This is a genomic window from Limnohabitans sp. INBF002 (assembly GCF_027924905.1).
Taxonomy (GTDB): domain Bacteria; phylum Pseudomonadota; class Gammaproteobacteria; order Burkholderiales; family Burkholderiaceae_C; genus Limnohabitans.
In genome coordinates this window covers 1404220-1421075 of record NZ_AP027055.1, presented here as the reverse complement: position 1 = coordinate 1421075, position 16856 = coordinate 1404220, and the positions used below count along the sequence as shown (strand labels likewise).

17 protein-coding genes and 1 tRNA gene are annotated in these 16856 nt (G+C 54.0%); 9 read left to right on the top strand and 9 right to left on the bottom strand.

Going from position 1 to position 16856, the window contains the following annotated elements:
* Positions 1–3: 3 nt before the first annotated feature.
* Genes QMG15_RS06980 through QMG15_RS06965 form a run of 4 tightly spaced genes read right to left on the bottom strand, consistent with a single transcriptional unit; the run spans position 4 to position 2176 of the window.
* Positions 4–474, bottom strand: coding sequence for an RDD family protein (locus QMG15_RS06980; protein ID WP_348773314.1), 471 nt, complete (start codon positions 472–474; stop codon positions 4–6).
* Between the two features lie 35 nt (positions 475–509).
* On the bottom strand, positions 510–1169 hold the full coding sequence (locus QMG15_RS06975; protein WP_108358737.1) for a DUF3106 domain-containing protein: 660 nt from the start codon (positions 1167–1169) through the stop codon (positions 510–512).
* Positions 1170–1175: 6 nt separating this feature from the next.
* Positions 1176–1613, bottom strand: a complete 438-nt coding sequence (locus tag QMG15_RS06970; protein ID WP_281787987.1) for a DUF3619 family protein — start codon at positions 1611–1613, stop codon at positions 1176–1178.
* Positions 1610–2176, bottom strand: a complete 567-nt coding sequence (locus tag QMG15_RS06965) for an RNA polymerase sigma factor (protein ID WP_281787986.1) — start codon at positions 2174–2176, stop codon at positions 1610–1612. Before QMG15_RS06965 ends, QMG15_RS06970 begins: the two co-directional genes overlap by 4 nt.
* 261 nt (positions 2177–2437) lie before the next feature.
* On the opposite strand from QMG15_RS06965, the gene QMG15_RS06960 reads away from it, so the two are divergent.
* The 6 genes from QMG15_RS06960 to QMG15_RS06935 all read left to right on the top strand — a co-directional run bounded on the left by QMG15_RS06960 (position 2438) and on the right by QMG15_RS06935 (position 9516).
* Positions 2438–4210, top strand: a complete 1773-nt coding sequence (locus QMG15_RS06960; protein ID WP_281787985.1) for an acetolactate synthase 3 catalytic subunit — start codon at positions 2438–2440, stop codon at positions 4208–4210.
* A gap of 17 nt (positions 4211–4227) precedes the next feature.
* A complete protein-coding gene (gene ilvN / locus QMG15_RS06955) occupies positions 4228–4719 on the top strand; it encodes an acetolactate synthase small subunit (RefSeq protein ID WP_104797333.1) in 492 nt (163 codons plus the stop codon).
* A 38-nt stretch (positions 4720–4757) separates the two neighbouring features.
* Entirely contained in the window at positions 4758–5774 is a 1017-nt protein-coding gene (ilvC, locus tag QMG15_RS06950; protein ID WP_108358733.1) for a ketol-acid reductoisomerase, read from the top strand.
* A gap of 106 nt (positions 5775–5880) precedes the next feature.
* Positions 5881–6684 carry a CDP-diacylglycerol--serine O-phosphatidyltransferase gene (pssA, locus tag QMG15_RS06945; RefSeq protein WP_108358732.1) on the top strand — a complete coding sequence of 268 codons (804 nt, stop codon included), beginning with the start codon at positions 5881–5883 and terminating at the stop codon, positions 6682–6684.
* Positions 6685–6891: 207 nt separating this feature from the next.
* Positions 6892–8430 carry a 2-isopropylmalate synthase gene (locus QMG15_RS06940; RefSeq protein WP_281787984.1) on the top strand — a complete coding sequence of 513 codons (1539 nt, stop codon included), beginning with the start codon at positions 6892–6894 and terminating at the stop codon, positions 8428–8430.
* Between the two features lie 120 nt (positions 8431–8550).
* Complete coding sequence (locus QMG15_RS06935; RefSeq protein ID WP_233246858.1) at positions 8551–9516, top strand: serine hydrolase; 966 nt, start codon at positions 8551–8553, stop codon at positions 9514–9516.
* A gap of 42 nt (positions 9517–9558) precedes the next feature.
* Here the strand turns inward: QMG15_RS06935 and QMG15_RS06930 are convergent, their stop codons facing one another.
* From QMG15_RS06930 to aat, 3 genes are read right to left on the bottom strand one after another with little or no spacing between them, the layout of a single operon-like run.
* On the bottom strand, positions 9559–10347 hold the full coding sequence (locus QMG15_RS06930) for an IclR family transcriptional regulator (protein ID WP_281787983.1): 789 nt from the start codon (positions 10345–10347) through the stop codon (positions 9559–9561).
* 21 nt (positions 10348–10368) lie between these two features.
* Positions 10369–11103, bottom strand: coding sequence for an arginyltransferase (locus QMG15_RS06925; protein ID WP_281787982.1), 735 nt, complete (start codon positions 11101–11103; stop codon positions 10369–10371).
* Positions 11100–11864 carry a leucyl/phenylalanyl-tRNA--protein transferase gene (aat, locus tag QMG15_RS06920; RefSeq protein ID WP_281787981.1) on the bottom strand — a complete coding sequence of 255 codons (765 nt, stop codon included), beginning with the start codon at positions 11862–11864 and terminating at the stop codon, positions 11100–11102. Before aat ends, QMG15_RS06925 begins: the two co-directional genes overlap by 4 nt.
* Before the next feature lie 195 nt (positions 11865–12059).
* Between aat and QMG15_RS06915 the strand changes: the two genes are divergently transcribed.
* Positions 12060–13001, top strand: coding sequence for a M23 family metallopeptidase (locus tag QMG15_RS06915; protein ID WP_108358728.1), 942 nt, complete (start codon positions 12060–12062; stop codon positions 12999–13001).
* A gap of 27 nt (positions 13002–13028) precedes the next feature.
* The gene (locus QMG15_RS06910) at positions 13029–13472 is read left to right on the top strand and encodes a polymer-forming cytoskeletal protein (protein ID WP_108358727.1); all 444 of its coding nucleotides are present in this window, start codon (positions 13029–13031) and stop codon (positions 13470–13472) included.
* Between the two features lie 61 nt (positions 13473–13533).
* On the opposite strand, the gene QMG15_RS06905 is transcribed toward QMG15_RS06910, so the two are convergent.
* A tRNA-Ser gene (locus QMG15_RS06905) sits at positions 13534–13624 on the bottom strand.
* 78 nt (positions 13625–13702) lie between these two features.
* Here QMG15_RS06905 and QMG15_RS06900 point away from each other — a divergent pair.
* Positions 13703–15967, top strand: a complete 2265-nt coding sequence (locus tag QMG15_RS06900; RefSeq protein ID WP_281787980.1) for an arginine/lysine/ornithine decarboxylase — start codon at positions 13703–13705, stop codon at positions 15965–15967.
* 17 nt (positions 15968–15984) lie between these two features.
* Here the strand turns inward: QMG15_RS06900 and QMG15_RS06895 are convergent, their stop codons facing one another.
* Positions 15985–16842 carry a DNA ligase gene (locus tag QMG15_RS06895; protein ID WP_281787979.1) on the bottom strand — a complete coding sequence of 286 codons (858 nt, stop codon included), beginning with the start codon at positions 16840–16842 and terminating at the stop codon, positions 15985–15987.
* Positions 16843–16856: the final 14 nt, after the last annotated feature.

The window sequence follows — 16856 nt, the reverse complement described above, 5'->3', positions numbered from 1 at the left end:
CCTTTAGGTCTTGGACTTTATGGGGTCGGCGGGCGCTGCGTTGACCAAGCGTGTGCCAGCCAAAACATCATGCCAAAACTGTCTTTGAGGGTGAAAGCGACTGAGCAAGGCCCAGACGGCCACCCAGCCCATGAACAACACAGCGGTTTCTCCACCTGTGAGTGTGTAGGGGGCGATGATCGCCAAGGGGGGGATGAACCAAATCCAGCTCACGATGTAGCGCGCGAAAGCACGTTTTTGACTGAGTGCATTACCTTGGGCATCGACCACGCGGATATGCCAAGTCTTCATGGCCAAGGTTTGGCCTTTGTGACCAAACCAAGTGAAGTAAATGCCGATAACCAGAAAGAGGAAGGCTTGCAGCCCGTGGCGGTTGTCTAGCGCGTGGCGTGATTGGCTGAGGGTGCTGAACAAATAGCCTGAAATAAAGAGCACACCAAACAAAAGCAGGCCCTCATAGATCCAGCAAGCCATGCGGCGACGTAAGCTGGGAGCCCTCAAATCCGAGATCATTGAGGCGTAGCCGTGCTTTCAGAGGCCGGGCTGGTCGGTGCAATTGTGGTTGTCACCGGGGTGGGTAGCAAGGTGGCAGGCGCGGCTTGGTCTGTTGCAATGCGTGGCAATGTTTTATTTGTGTTGGCGATTGGCGATGACGTTAGCTTGGTTGCTGCCACAGGTTTGACTGCCGGTGCGGCCCCTAAAACAGGTTGGTTTTGTTGGGCTGCAAGTTTTTGCTTGGCTTCGGGGGATAGGGCTTGGTAGGCCTCCCATTTTGCTTTCTTGTCTTCTTGTGGCAACTGTTGAGCCCCTGCAAAATTGAGTCTTGCCGCCGTGCGTTGCTGTGGGCTCAGAGCAGCCCAGTCTCGCATGCGGCTTTGCAAGGTGTTTTGCTCATCTGCAGACAATTGTGCAAAGTTTTGGGAAATAGCCAACCATTTGCGCTTGTGTGGCTCGTTCATGGTCGGCCACAGCTGAGACAAGGGGGAGAGCGCTTGTTGCTGAGACTCTGTCAAATCCATCCACAGGGGACGGCCAGGCAAGCTGGGTGCTGCTTTGGCGGAAGTTGGGGATGGTGTTTGGGCACAAACCAATTCGCAGCCGAAGAGCGCTGCGCCGCTCAGCAAGAGCAGTGCGGCGAGCTTGGCAGTGATGGCACGTGACAACATCATGTGGTTTTAGTCTTTGGTGTCGCTGGTGATGGGGTTCTTCAAGAATTGAAGAAAACCAGGATCGGCATAAGCTGCGGGTGGCAAGTCGTCGATGAGGAGGGCTGAGTCAACTTCGGCCAACTCGTTGGCACGGTCATCGTCCATGATGTTTTGAATCAGAGCCAAGCCAGCAACCAATGCAATCAGTGGCAAGAAAGACGCCAAGCGGCTCCAAATATTGAGGCCTTCGTTGCCGCCAAAGTTCAATAAAGCCGCACCGTTTTGGTGAACCACAGATGTGCTGGTTTGTAAGTTGGTTTGCGTCTTCAAGCGCGCAGCAACAGCCCTTGTGCGTGCAGCACGCAGACGCTCAGAAATGTCGTGGGGCAGATCAAGGCTGGCTGAATTCAGTTGGGCAGCAATGCGCAAACCAAACTGGTCTTGGGTCTTTGCGATATGTGTCATGGTTGAATTCCTTTTAGTTTGAGCGCTTTGCTGAGCGCCAGAACAGCCCGAGAGCAGTGAGTTTTGACGCTTCCCTCGGAGCAGCCCATGGCTGCAGCAGTCTCAGAAACGTCTAAGTCCTCCCAGTAACGCAGCAGGAAGGCTTCTCGTTGACGCGCTGGCAAATTTTGTATTTCTTCTTCGATATCGTGGACATTCGCAATGCTGGCGAAATTGTCTTCAGCACTTTGTGTGGTTTGGCTGTCGTTGTCGACGGCCAAAGCTTCTAAAAGGTCAAATTCGCCTTCTTCTTTGTCTGAGTCGAAATCGCTGAAGTTGCTGAACAATGCTTTACGCGTTTTGTTGCGTCGAAACCAGTCCAAGGTGGTGTTTGACAAAATGCGGTGAAACAGCATGGGCAGCTCGGCGGCTGGCTTGTCGCCATAGTGTTCGGCGAGTTTCATCATGCTGTCTTGAACGATGTCGAGGGCCGCTTCGTCATCGCGAACGTGATAGACCGAGCGTTTGAAGGCTCGCTTCTCGACGCTTTTGAGGAAGTCTGACAGTTCTTGTTCGGTGGCCACTGACGAAGGGGTTCAAGGTTGAATCGGGCGCGATTATGGCACTTGGAAATTGTTTTTGTGTGCTTAAGACTGAATCGCGTTTAGGTTGATGCCATAATCTGAGATTGCAATTCGACAAAAAAGGCAAACGGGTCTGGGTCCGGCGCGAACCATGCGTCTATGGCTGAAGGTCCAAAGTTTCGATGCTGCCCCACAAGGGTTCGCCAAGAAGCACCCAAGGTTTTTCGTTGACGAAATTCACTCAGGTTAAAAGGTACAAAAATGGACAATACAAAGTCGGAATCGCATTCCGCAGCCGCCACTGGCGGTCAAGCACAAGAACTGATGGGCGCCGAAATCCTCGTGAAGGCGCTGCAAGCTGAAAATGTCAAGCACATCTGGGGCTATCCCGGCGGCTCAGTTCTCTACATTTACGACGCGCTCTACAACCAAAACACCATTCAACACGTGTTGGTTCGCCATGAGCAAGCGGCGGTCCATGCTGCTGATGGCTATGCGCGTGCCACGGGTGACGTGGGCGTGGCGTTGGTCACTTCAGGCCCTGGTGCCACCAACGCAGTCACTGGTATTGCCACCGCGTACATGGACAGCATTCCGATGGTCATCATCACCGGTCAAGTGCCCACGCATGCGATTGGCTTGGACGCTTTTCAAGAGTGCGACACCATCGGCATCACGCGTCCTATCGTCAAACACAACTTCTTGGTCAAAGACGTTCGCGACTTGGCCCTGACGCTGAAAAAAGCGTTCCATATCGCCCGCAGCGGCCGTCCTGGCCCCGTGGTGGTGGATATTCCAAAAGATGTGTCTTTCAAGAAGACCACTTACGAAGGCTATCCCGCTGAAGTTCAAATGCGTTCGTACAACCCCGTGCGCAAAGGCCACGGCGGTCAAATTCGCAAGGCTTTGCAGTTGTTGATGTCTGCCAAGCGCCCTTACATCTACACCGGTGGTGGTGTGTTGTTGGGCAACGCCTCACAAGAGCTACGTACTTTGGTGGACATGTTGGGCTACCCCGTGACCAACACCCTGATGGGCTTGGGTGCCTATCCTGCCAGTGCGCCTAAGTTCTTGGGCATGCTGGGCATGCACGGCACGATTGAAGCCAACAACGCTATGCAAAACTGTGATGTTTTGTTGGCGGTGGGGGCTCGTTTTGATGACCGCGTGATTGGTAACCCCAAGCACTTTGCGCAAAACGAACGCAAGATCATTCACATTGACATTGACCCTTCCAGCATTTCTAAGCGTGTGAAGGTTGACATCCCCATCGTGGGCGATGTCAAAGACGTGTTGGTCGAAATGATCGACATGATCAAAGAGTCTGGCTTGAAACCTGATGCCGCCGCCTTGGCGGGCTGGTGGGACACCATCGAAGCTTGGCGCAAGCGCGATTGTTTGAAATATGACCGTGGTAACACCCAAGTCATCAAGCCACAGTACGTCATTGAGACGCTGCACAACATGACCAAGGGCACAGACACCTACATCACATCCGATGTGGGTCAGCACCAAATGTGGGCTGCGCAGTACTACGGGTTTGACGAGCCTCGCCGCTGGATCAACTCTGGTGGTTTGGGCACCATGGGTGTGGGCATTCCCTACGCCATGGGTATCAAACTGGCCAAGCCAGACAGCGAAGTGTTTTGCGTGACAGGTGAGGGCTCGGTACAAATGTGTATCCAAGAACTCTCGACTTGCTTTCAGTACAACACCCCCATCAAAGTCTTGGCGCTCAACAACCGATTCCTCGGCATGGTGCGCCAGTGGCAAGAGATCGAATACGAAGGCCGCTACAGCAGCAGCTACATGGACGCTTTGCCTGACTTCGTGAAGCTGGCCGAGGCCTATGGCCATGTGGGCATGCTGATTGAGCGCCCTGAGGATGTAGAGCCCGCTTTGCGCGAAGCACGCCGACTCAAAGATCGCACGGTGTTCATCGATTTCCGTACCGACCCCTCGGAGAACGTGTTCCCGATGGTCAAGGCCGGCAAGGGCATCACCGAAATGCTGCTTGGCAGCGAAGACCTGTGAACGGGAAGGATGACACCATGAAACACATCATTTCCCTGATGCTCGAAAACGAACCCGGCGCGCTGTCGCGTGTGGTGGGCTTGTTCTCTGCCCGTGGCTACAACATCGAATCTCTGACCGTGGCGCCTACAGAAGACGCCAGTTTGTCACGCATGACCATTCAAACGCACGGCTCGGACGAGGTGATTGAACAAATCACCAAACACTTGAACCGTTTGATTGAAGTGGTCAAAGTGGTCGACCTGACCGAGGGTGCTTACACCGAACGCGAGCTGATGCTTGTGAAAGTGCGTGCCGTTGGCAAGGAGCGCGAAGAAATGAAGCGCATGGCCGACATCTTCCGTGGTCGCATCATCGATGTGACCGAGAAGAGCTACACCATTGAGTTGACGGGTGACCTGTCTAAGAACGACGCGTTCTTAGAGGCGATTGACCGCAGCGCAATTCTCGAAACCGTTCGCACGGGCGCTTGTGGCATTGGCCGCGGTGAGCGCATCTTGCGCGTGTAAATTCCAACCCTTTTCAAAGTATTTTTTAGGAGAACCCCGTGAAAGTTTTTTACGACAAAGATTGTGATCTGTCCCTCATCAAAGGCAAGACTGTGGCCATCATCGGCTACGGCTCACAAGGCCACGCACACGCACAAAACTTGAACGAGAGCGGCGTCAAAGTCGTGGTCGGTCTGCGTAAAGGCGGCGCTTCATGGGACAAAGTGGCCAAGGCCGGTTTGAACGTGATGGAAGTCAACGACGCTGTCAAAGCCGCTGATGTGGTCATGATCTTGTTGCCCGACGAAAACATCCCCGAGGTGTACAACAACAACGTCGCCCCCAACATGAAGCAAGGCGCTACATTGGCTTTTGCTCACGGCTTCAACGTGCATTACAACCAAGTGATCCCACGTGCTGACTTGGACGTGATCATGGTTGCGCCCAAAGGCCCAGGCCACACGGTGCGTTCCGAGTACCTCAAAGGCGGCGGCGTGCCATCTTTGATCGCTGTGTACCAAGACAAAACTGGCAAAGCCCGTGACTTGGCTTTGAGCTACGCGATGGCCAACGGTGGCGGCAAAGGCGGCATCATCGAAACCAACTTCAAAGAAGAAACAGAAACCGACTTGTTCGGTGAGCAAGCCGTGTTGTGCGGTGGCGCTGTTGAATTGGTGAAGATGGGCTTTGAGACTTTGACCGAAGCTGGCTACGCGCCCGAAATGGCTTACTTCGAGTGCTTGCACGAGTTGAAGCTGATCGTGGACTTGATGTACGAAGGCGGCATCGCCAACATGAACTACTCCATCTCTAACAACGCAGAGTATGGCGAGTACGTGACTGGTACAGAAGTGATCAACGAGCAATCACGCGAAGCCATGCGCAACGCGTTGAAGCGCATCCAAACGGGCGAATACGCCAAGATGTTCATCTTGGAAGGTAAAACCAACTACCCAAGCATGACTGCACGTCGTCGTTTGAACGCTGAGCACGCGATTGAGACCGTGGGTGCCAAATTGCGCGCCATGATGCCTTGGATTTCCAAGAACAAGCTGGTTGACCAAACCCGCAACTAAGCACCTGCTTTGTGCATCGACAGGGGCCACTTCGGTGGCCTTTGTTGTTTTCGGCCATGTTTGACGCAGCGCTTACACTCTAGGCCTACTTTTCGGAGCTCAACGAATGTCAGAACAACAAGATCAAACAGAAGAGTTTGTGCCTCGCAAGCCCCGCAAAGGCATTTATGTCTTGCCTAACTTGTTCACTTTAGCCGCCTTGTTTGGTGGTTTTTACGCCATTGTGATGGCCATGAATGACCGCTATGAGATGGCCGCCATTGGTGTGTTTTGCGCCATGGTGCTCGACAGCCTGGATGGTCGCGTGGCGCGCATGACCAACACGCAAAGCGCATTTGGCGAGCAAATGGACTCCTTGGCTGACATGGTGTCGTTTGGTGCTGCTCCCGCCCTGATCTCTTATGAATGGGCCCTCAAAGGCTTGGGCCGCTGGGGCTGGGTGGCTGCTTTTGTGTATATCTCGTGTGCGGCTTTGCGCCTGGCACGCTTCAACGTGAACACAGCGGTGGTTGACAAGCGCTTTTTCCAAGGCTTACCTTCACCTGCGGCGGCAGCCCTGGTGATGGGGTTCATGTGGCTGATGACCGAGATGGGTATTTCAGGTCCTGACGTGGCTTGGCCCATGTTTGCCATGTGCTTGTATTCAGGCTTGACGATGGTGACGAATGTGCCGTTTTACAGTTTCAAAGATGTACAAATGAAACAAAGCGTGCCGTTTGCCGTGATTGTCATGCTGGCGTTGGTGATTGCGGTCATCAACATCCATCCCCCTATCGTGCTGTTTGCTTTGTTCATGTTTTACGGCTTGAGTGGTTACGCGCTGTACGCTTGGCGCCGCACCAAAGGCATGCAAACCAGTGTCATCAGCACCTCGACCGATGAACCTGACGAAGCAGGTTTGCACAAATGAGACACCTTGTGCGCGCAGGGGTTTGGCTTTGTGCTAAATTCGGTGTATGACAAATTTTTCGCTGGCACTACTGCTTCTATCCCTCAACGGGCGGAGTTGGTAGCGCACGCGCAAACCCCACAAGGCCCGTATGCATCCGCAGCGGGCCTTTTGCTTTGGGGCTAAACCAAACGTTGCAAGTTTTTTAGGAATCCAGGAGTCCAGACCATGACCGACAAGCTCATCATTTTTGACACCACCTTGCGTGACGGCGAGCAATCGCCCGGCGCATCCATGACGCGCGACGAAAAACTGCGTATTGCCCGTCAGTTGGAGCGATTGAAGGTCGATGTCATTGAAGCCGGTTTTGCAGCCAGCTCCAACGGTGACTTTGAGGCTGTGCAAGGCATTGCCAACGCCATCAAAGACTCCACCATTTGTTCGTTGTCACGCGCCAATGACCGTGACATCAGCCGTGCTGCCGAGGCCCTCAAAGGTGCGAACCGTGCGCGTATCCACACCTTCATTGCCACATCGCCATTGCACATGGAGAAGAAGTTGCGCATGTCGCCCGAGCAAGTGCTCGAGCAGGCCAAACAGTCGGTGCGCTTTGCCCGTAATTTGGTCGGTGACATTGAGTTCAGCGCGGAAGACGGTTACCGCAGCGAAATGGACTTCTTGTGCCGCGTGGTCGAGGCGGTGATTGCCGAAGGTGCCACCACCATCAACATTCCAGACACTGTGGGTTATGCCATTCCAGAGCTGTATGGCAACTTCATCAAGACTTTGCGCGAACGCGTGCCGAACTCGGACAAAGCCATTTGGTCTGTGCACTGCCACAACGACTTGGGCATGGCCGTCGCCAACTCTTTGGCTGGGGTGAAGATTGGTGGTGCGCGTCAAATCGAATGCACGATCAACGGTTTGGGTGAGCGCGCTGGCAACTGCTCGTTGGAAGAGGTGGTGATGGCGATTAAAACCCGTCGCGACTATTTCGACCTTGACTTGAACATCGACACCAAGCAGATCGTGGCTGCCAGCCGTATGGTCAGCCAAACCACAGGTTTTGTGGTCCAGCCAAACAAAGCTGTGGTCGGTGCGAACGCCTTTGCACACGCCTCCGGCATTCACCAAGACGGCGTGCTCAAGGCCCGTGACACCTACGAAATCATGCGCGCGGAAGACGTGGGCTGGAGCGCCAACAAGATTGTGTTGGGCAAGCTCAGCGGTCGCAACGCCTTCAAACAGCGTTTGGAAGATTTAGGCGTGCAGATGGAAAGCGAAGCTGACATCAACACCGCATTTGCCAAGTTCAAAGAGCTGGCCGACCGTAAGAGCGAGATCTTCGATGAGGACATCTTGGCTTTGGTGAGCGAAGAGTCTGTGAGCAGTGCCAGCGAGCAATTTGGCTTTGTTTCTTTGTCGCAACACAGCGAAACAGGCGAGCGCCCACACGCGAGCGTGGTGTTCACGGTGGCAGGCAAAGAAGTGAAGGGCGATTCTGATGGCAACGGCCCCGTCGATGCGTCCTTGAAGGCGATTGAGTCCCACGTCAAGAGTGGCGCAGAGATGGTGCTGTACTCGGTCAATGCGATCAGCGGATCGACCGAAAGCCAAGGCGAAGTGACCGTGCGTTTGCAAAACAGTGGCCGCGTCGTCAATGGCGTAGGCTCTGATCCAGACATCGTGGTGGCTTCTGCCAAAGCGTATTTGAGCGCCTTGAACAAACTGCAAAACAAGTCAGATCGGGTGGCTGCCCAAGGCTAAATCACAAAAATTGATATGTCACATCAATTTTGTTAAATAAGTCGCGCAAGTCCTTGATCTTGCGCGACTTTTCTTGGTAGACTCGGCCTCAATATGTATTTCAAGCCAAAGGAACGCCACTTGAAACGACTGCTGATTGCCACTTCACTCGGATTGTTGACATCGCTGTGCACCATGCACGCCCAAGCGACGACCAATCAGAAAAAACCAACCGTACAAAAGTCAAAGCCTGTGGTGGTCAAGACGCACGTGCGACGTCAAGTGATCAAGGCAGCCCCAGCGGTTCCTTCTTTTGGCCAAAAAGCTGGTTTGCATGCCACAGCCAACGACATTTTGGATTTGAAGTCCAGCGTTGCCTATGTGATTGACCAAGACACCCAAGAAGTTTTGCTCAGCAAAAATGACCAAGCTGTGCTGCCTATCGCTTCGATCACCAAGTTGATGACCGGTGTGATCATCAGCGAAGCCAAGTTACCGATGGACGAATCCATCACCATCACACAAGACGATGTGGACACCGAAAAGGGCAGCAGTTCACGTTTGCGCGTGGGCGCCACGTTGACGCGCGGCGAATTGCTGCATTTGGCTTTGATGGCCAGTGAAAACCGCGCCGCTCATGCCTTGGGTCGTACCTATCCAGGCGGCATGTCCTCATTTGTTGGTTTGATGAACGCCAAGGCTGCTCAATTGGGCATGCGTGATACGCGCTACGTTGAGCCAACTGGCCTGTCCAGCAAAAATCAATCAAGCGCAAAAGACTTGGCAACGCTGGTGGGCAATGCCTACCATGACGCTACTTTGCGTGAGTTGTCGACATCGCCCAGCTACAAAGTGGAAGTGGGCAACCGCACGTTGCAATACAACACCACCAACCGTTTGGTGAAAAACCCCAATTGGGACATCGGCTTGCAAAAGACCGGTTACATCTCTGAAGCGGGTCAATGCTTGGTGATGCAGGCCAAGGTGTCTGGCCGCAAGTTGATCATGGTGTTTTTGGATTCAGCAGGCAAGCTGAGCCGCATTGCGGATGCCGAGCGTGTTCGCAAGTGGGTGGAGCACAACCACGGTGCTCGTCCACAAACTTAAGCTGTTACTTACCAATAAAAAAAGCCAGCAAATGCTGGCTTTTTATTGGGCATTGGCATGTGCCTCTTTGTAACCGAGGGCATGTGAAATGGCCTGTGTGGTCGCTTGAAGTTTGGGTAGCCATCCTTCGTCTAAACGATCAGCAGGCGCAGAAATCGACAGGCCAGCCACTAATTTGCCTTGGTCGTCATAAATCCCTGAGGCCATACAGCGCACACCGAGTTCGAGCTCTTCGTTGTCTCGTGCGATGCCGTATTGGCGGGCTTTTGAGAGTTCACGCTCTAGAACAGGCAGCTGGGTGATGCTGTTTCGGGTTTGGCCAGCAAGACCTGTGCGGGTCGCATAAGCACGCACACGTTGGGCATCGTCCATGGCCAAAAACAACTTACCGACAGAAGTCAGATGCAGCGGGGCACGGCCGCCAATGGCACGAACCACTTGCATGCCTGAGCGTTCGCTGAAGGCGCGCTCGACATACACGATTTCATCACCTTGTCGGACGCTTAAATTAACAGGTTGCTGAATGAGTTTGTGCAATTCGCGCATGGGCTGGAACGCCACATCACGCACGTTGAGACGATCTTTCACCAAGTTGCCCAGTTCGAGCAACCGCATCCCGAGCCTGTAACTGCCTGCTTCTGGACGGTCCACGAAGCGACCGACAGCCAAGTCATTCAAAATGCGGTGCGTGGTGGAAGGGTGCAGGCCGGTTCTCTCGCTGATTTCTTTCAGTGAGATGGCTTCTTCGCGTGAAGCCAGGACATCAATGAGCGTGAACATCCGCTCAATGACTTGGATGTTTGGCGTGGCAGGCACAGTAGATTTACGCATGATTCATTTTATCATGTGAAATTAAAAATCAACCCATTCCCCATCGATCAAGCGTTGTTGCGGTGAAAAATCGGCTTTGTATCGCATCTTCTGGCTGTCTTGAATCCAATAGCCCAAATAAGCGTATGGCATTTCTAGCTCGCGCGCCTGTTGAATTTGCCACATCACGTTGTAAGTGCCGTAACTGGTGTGGGGTTCAGGTTCGTAAAAGGTGTAAACCGCAGACAAACCATCGTTGAGCACATCCACGATGGACACCATTTTGAGAACGCCCAGTGGGTGTGCGTCGCTGGGTTCTCGAAACTCAATCAGTCGCGTGTTGACCCGACTTTGAAGCAAAAATTGCGTGTATTGCTCTGTGCTGTCTTCGTCCATGCCACCCCCTGCGTGGCGCAGGTTTTGGTAGCGCAGGTACAGGGCGTAATGTTCAGGGTCGAACCCGAGTTTCAAAACGCGAACTTGCAGATTTTGGTGACGTGACCAGGCGCGACGCTGGCTGCGCGTGGGTTGGTAGGCCGCCGTGTCAACCCGTAACGCGATGCACGCTTTGCAGCTGTCGCAGTAGGGCCGATAGGTGAACAAGCCACTGCGCCTAAAGCCCTGATGCACCAAGTCTGCATAGGCTTCGTTGTTGATCAGATGGCTGGGGGTTGCCACCTGCGAGCGTGCGGTGCGCTCAGGCAAGTAGCTGCAAGGGTAGGGTGCTGTGGCGTAAAACTGCACCGTCTGAAGTGGTAAGTCTTGACGGTGGGTCACGGCAATCCTTTCTGGCTCAGGATCTCGCGCCAATATGCGGGATCAAAACGCCAGGTAAGCGCAGCTTCATGATCTGCCTGGCGAATTTTTTGAAGAAACTCAGACCTCGGTATTTCTCTTGCGCCCAATGAGGCCAAGTGCTTGGTGTTTTGTTGGCAATCAATCCACGAGATGTGGTGTGCGCGTGCAAATGCCACCAGCGCCGCGAGGGCAATTTTTGAGGCATCGGTTTGATGCGCAAACATGGACTCGCCAAACACCGTATTGCCGATGGCCACGCAATACAAGCCTCCGACCAACTCACCGTCCACCCAAGTTTCAATGCTGTGAGCCAAACCCGCAAGATGCAATGCTTCGTAGGCCGAAATCATCTCGGCCACGATCCACGTGCCGGGCTGCCCAAGACGCGGGCTGTTGGCGCAATGGCGAATGACATCGCTGAAGCGGCTGTCAAAACGAATTTCACAGCGAGGGTTGTTTTGAAAGTGCTGCAAGGTCTTTCGCAGGGAACGGTGTAGTTTGAACTCCGCCGTATGCAGCACCATGCGGGGATCGGGGGACCACCACAAAACAGGCTGGCCGTTGCTGAACCAAGGAAACATGCCCTGTTGATACGCCTCGCACAATCGCGCAACGGATAAGCCGCCTCCGGCCGCCACCAATCCGGCCAACGTTGTGCCTGATTTTTCAGCAGACTCTGGGTGAGGCAGGGGTGTTTCAGCCTCCAGCCATGGAATGTTCAGTGACTCATTTTTCGTCATGGCTGACATTGTGAGGTCTGTTTTTCTATCGGAGTTAGCCCAATGGGATTAACTTTCCTTAAAGAGGAATTCTTTGTCATTGATGATGACATATTTGAAAAAATTAAGTGACTTGATTGGAGAGAACTCCCTACAATTCTCTGTTTATGTGTGGGGTAACTCACATGCAAGCTGATAAGTTTTCCGGAGCGATCTATGCAATTGATGTGGGTTTCTGGGCCCACCGCCTCGGTGCGGACCATTTCTATCACAGCGCGTAAAGTGCTGATGGGCATCTGCGCCTCTGCATTTGTGTTGGTCGCTTTTGGTGTGCTGTTGCACTTCATTGGTTTTCGGATTGCGATTGAAATGAGCCCCAGCTTGGCGCGTAGCTTGGGTGGTGTGACCACTGAAGCCGAGCAGCAAAAAGTCGAGGCGGTGTACCGTGAACGTTTGGACAACCTGCGCCAAACCCTCAACACCACCGTACAAGAAATTCGCCAGCTTGAAACCTTGAAAAACCGCTTCATGGAAGTGGCGACCCCCACCAATTTACGCGACAAATACAGCAAAAAAGACGAGGCACGCGGTGGTCCTTGGGTTGCCCCTCGCTTGCAAAGCACGCCTTCGCGTGATTTGAATCATGATCTTGCCTCCGCGATGGATGAATTTAGCCAGACCCAAGTGGCCGTGCGGAATTTGACCCAAAACTGGTCAGCCCAGCTCAGTTGGTTGCACGCTTTGCCTACGGGCATTCCCATGGGAAAAGACTTTCGCGTGACCAGTGGTTTTGGTATTCGCAATGATCCTTTCACCGGCCAATTGGCCATGCATGAAGGTTTAGATTTTGTGGCCGAGGTCGGTTCGCCCATCGTGGCGACGGCAGCAGGCACAGTGACACGCTCAGCATGGGACGCTTCTTACGGCAACGTGGTGGAGGTGAGCCACATTGAAGGCTTCACCACCCGTTATGCACATTTGAGTAAGCGCTTGGTCGAGGTCGGCCAAAAAGTGCAACGTGGTGACACCATTGCACAGTTGGGCAACACGGGCCGTTCCACAGGCCCGCATTTGCATTACGAAGTGATGCGCAATGACCGCGTGTTGAACCCCACGCAAATGTTGTTGCAAACCGCCACCGTTGCCAGCGCTCAGTGAACGCGTTCACCATCTAAAAGGCCTGCCATGTTTGAAAAACTCAAAGACAAATCGTTGTCGCCTTCGCAAGAGCGCTTTGACACCATCATTGGCCGGACGACCCAAATTTATGGTCGTTTGGTGCTGCTTGACAGCGTGCGCATTGATGGCAAAGTGGTAGGCAATATCGAAACCACCAAAGACAACAAAGTCACGGTGGCGATTGGCAAGACAGGTGAAGTGTCTGGCGACATCACGGCTCATCGCGTGATGGTGGCGGGCAAAGTCGAAGGCAATATTTATGCGGCCGAACGTGTGGAGTTTCACAAAGACTCCATCGTGCAGGGCGACATTTCGTATGGCTCGATTGCGGTCGAGCACGGCGCGCGCTTGTTGGGCTTGGTCATCCAAAACCCCATCAGTTCTGCCGCTGCCAACAGCAGCACGGATGCCAAGAACGTGATCAAAAAAGCGCAAGAGAGCAGCAGCTGATCGCGTGAATCTAATCAGCCATAAAAAAGCGCCTGAAAAGGCGCTTTTTTACTTTTTGTAGTGGCGGAGCAAGAGGGATTCGAACCCTCGGTGGGCTATTAACCCACACACGCTTTCCAGGCGTGCGACTTAAACCACTCATCCATCGCTCCGAAGCCTGACATTGTAACAGTGGGCGAGTACACTTCGGCGCTATTGTTTTTTTCAAGCTTCAATGCTCGGAGTCCCGCATGAAATTTCGCTTCCCCATCGTCATCATTGACGAGGATTTTCGTTCTGAAAATACGTCAGGTTTGGGCATTCGTGCGCTCGCCGATGCGATTGAAGGCGAGGGCTATGAAGTCATGGGCGCCACGAGCTATGGCGACTTGAGCCAGTTCGCGCAACAGCAGTCGCGTGCCAGTGCGTTCATCTTGTCGATTGACGATGAAGAGTTCACGCCCGGCCCCGACCTAGACCCCGCTGTGTTGAACCTGCGTAACTTCATCGAAGAAGTGCGCCGCAAAAACGCCGATGTGCCAATTTATGTGTACGGCGAAACCAAAACGTCTCGCCACTTGCCCAACGACATCTTGCGCGAATTGCACGGCTTCATCCACATGTTTGAAGACACGCCCGAGTTTGTGGCGCGTCACATCATCCGTGAAGCCAAGAGCTATTTGGAGAGCGTGCAGCCCCCATTCTTCAAGGCCTTGCTCGATTACGCCGAAGACGGCTCGTACTCATGGCATTGCCCCGGTCACTCAGGTGGCGTGGCGTTCTTGAAGAGCCCTGTGGGCCAGATGTACCACCAGTTCTACGGCGAAAACATGTTGCGTGCTGACGTGTGTAACGCGGTGGAAGAGTTGGGCCAGCTGCTGGACCACAACGGCGCGATTGGCGAGAGCGAGCGCAATGCCGCCCGCATCTTCAATGCGGACCATTGCTTCTTCGTGACCAACGGCACCAGCACCTCCAACAAAATCGTCTGGCACCACACCGTGGCCCCAGATGATGTGGTGGTGGTGGACCGCAATTGCCACAAGTCGGTGTTGCATGCCATCATCATGACCGGTGCTGTGCCTGTGTTCTTGAAGCCCACGCGCAACCACTACGGCATCATCGGCCCGATTCCGCAAAGCGAGTTTGAGCCAGCGACGATCCAAGCCAAGATCAAGGCTAACCCGCTTCTCAAGGGTGTGGATGCCAAGAAGGTCAAGCCCCGTGTCTTGACGCTCACGCAGTCCACTTATGACGGCGTGTTGTACAACACCGAAACCATCAAAACCATGCTCGATGGCTATGTGGCCAACCTGCACTTTGACGAGGCTTGGTTGCCTCATGCCGCGTTCAATCCGTTCTACGGCACCTACCACGCCATGGGTAAAAAGCGCGAGCGCCCCATGCATTCGGTGGTGTACGCCACGCAGTCGATTCACAAGCTGTTGGCCGGTATCAGCCAAGCCAGCCACGTGTTGGTGCAAGACTCGCAAAAAACCAAGTTGGACCGTCACCTGTTCAACGAAGCGTATTTGATGCACACCAGCACCAGCCCACAGTACAGCATCATTGCCAGCTGTGACGTGGCTGCTGCCATGATGGAGCCACCCGGCGGCACCGCTTTGGTGGAAGAAAGCATTGCCGAAGCTCTTGATTTCCGTCGCGCCATGCGAAAAGTGGATGACGAGTACGGCAAAGACTGGTGGTTCAAGGTTTGGGGCCCAGACGAATTGGTGGAGGACGGTATTGGCCGTGCCGAGAGCTGGATCATCAAGGGCAAAGGCAAGTCATCCAAATGGCATGGCTTTGGCAACTTGGCCGATGGCTTCAACATGTTGGACCCCATCAAGGCCACCATCGTCACGCCCGGTTTGGACTTGAACGGCAAGTTCGACAAGACAGGTATTCCAGCCAGCATCGTCACGAAGTTTTTGGCTGAGCACGGCGTGATCGTGGAGAAGACGGGTCTTTACAGCTTCTTCATTATGTTCACCATCGGCATCACCAAGGGTCGTTGGAACTCGTTGTTGACCGCTTTGCAGCAGTTCAAAGACGATTACGACCGCAACCAACCCATGTGGCGCATCCTGCCCGAGTTCTGTCAAAAGCACCGCGCTTACGAGCGTATGGGCTTGCGCGACCTGTGCCAGCACATCCACACGCTTTACGCCAAGTACGACATCGCACGTTTGACCACCGAGATGTACCTGAGCGACTTGACGCCGGCCATGAAGCCCAGCGATGCCTATGCCCAAATCGCCCACCGCAACACCGAGCGTGTGCCTGTGGACGATTTGTTGGGCCGCATCACCACCAGCTTGGTCACGCCATACCCACCCGGTATTCCGTTGCTCATTCCTGGTGAAGTGTTCAACAAGAAAATCGTGGACTACCTCAAGTTCGCTCGCGAATTCAACTTGCAATGCCCGGGTTTTGAAACCGACATCCACGGCTTGGTGGAAGAGGTGGGCGAAGACGGCGTGAAACGCTATTACGCAGACTGCGTCAAAGCCTAAGGTGTTTCATCAGGCGGTCAGCGTTCAATCGCTGGCCTGATGCGCACAAAGCTGGCAAAACGCGGCACGCCTTTGTCGGTCAAACCGCGATAGCGATAAGTGACCCACTGGCCCACGGCTGGTGGGTTTTCTCTTTGGGCGTCATTCAAACCTGTGCCCAGTTTGAAACGTAGACCTTGCGGTGTTTCGACCCACAGCGCCCCGGTGCGTTGGGCGTGTTTGCCTTGGCCCACTTCATGGGCGACCACTTTGGCCTCGGCATCTTCTTGTGGTTTGACCTTCAGCACGTCTGCGTTGCGGCCACTTTGGTACAGGCTGCTGCCACGGTGCAACACCAAACCTTCGCCGCCGGCTTGCACGGTTGTGTGAAGCAAGGTTTTCAAAGCGGCGTGTGTTTGCACTTGGCTTTGTGCCACCGCTTGCACCCATGGTTTGTCAATGTGCTTGACCAGGCCTTGGTAACGCCCCACACGTTCGGTGAAAGTTATGGATGGTGTGAGCACATCAAACACCATGAAGCGCATGGCGCGCCACGCGTGGTCGGAGGCTTGTTTTTGCTGAATGACAGATGCGGCTTGCTCAAATTGGCCAGGTCCAGCCCAAAGCTCACCTTCAAACGCATGAGCAGGCCAGCCTTGCACAAACCAGGTGGGTGGGTTGAGTGCTTTGCCGCTTCGACTCAAGAGTTGGTGGCCATCCCAGCAGCCCCGAATGCCATCGTATTTTTCGCTCACCCAGTAGTCGGTGAGTTTTTCATGGCCTTGGTACGGGTTAGCCAGCCACAGCTCGAGCGGCTGTGTGGCAAGTGCGGGTAAAGGTGCGAAGCTGCTAAGGCAGCCCAAGGAGAGGTGAGAAAGCAAGTCGCGGCGTTGCATGGTCGTCTCCTTGG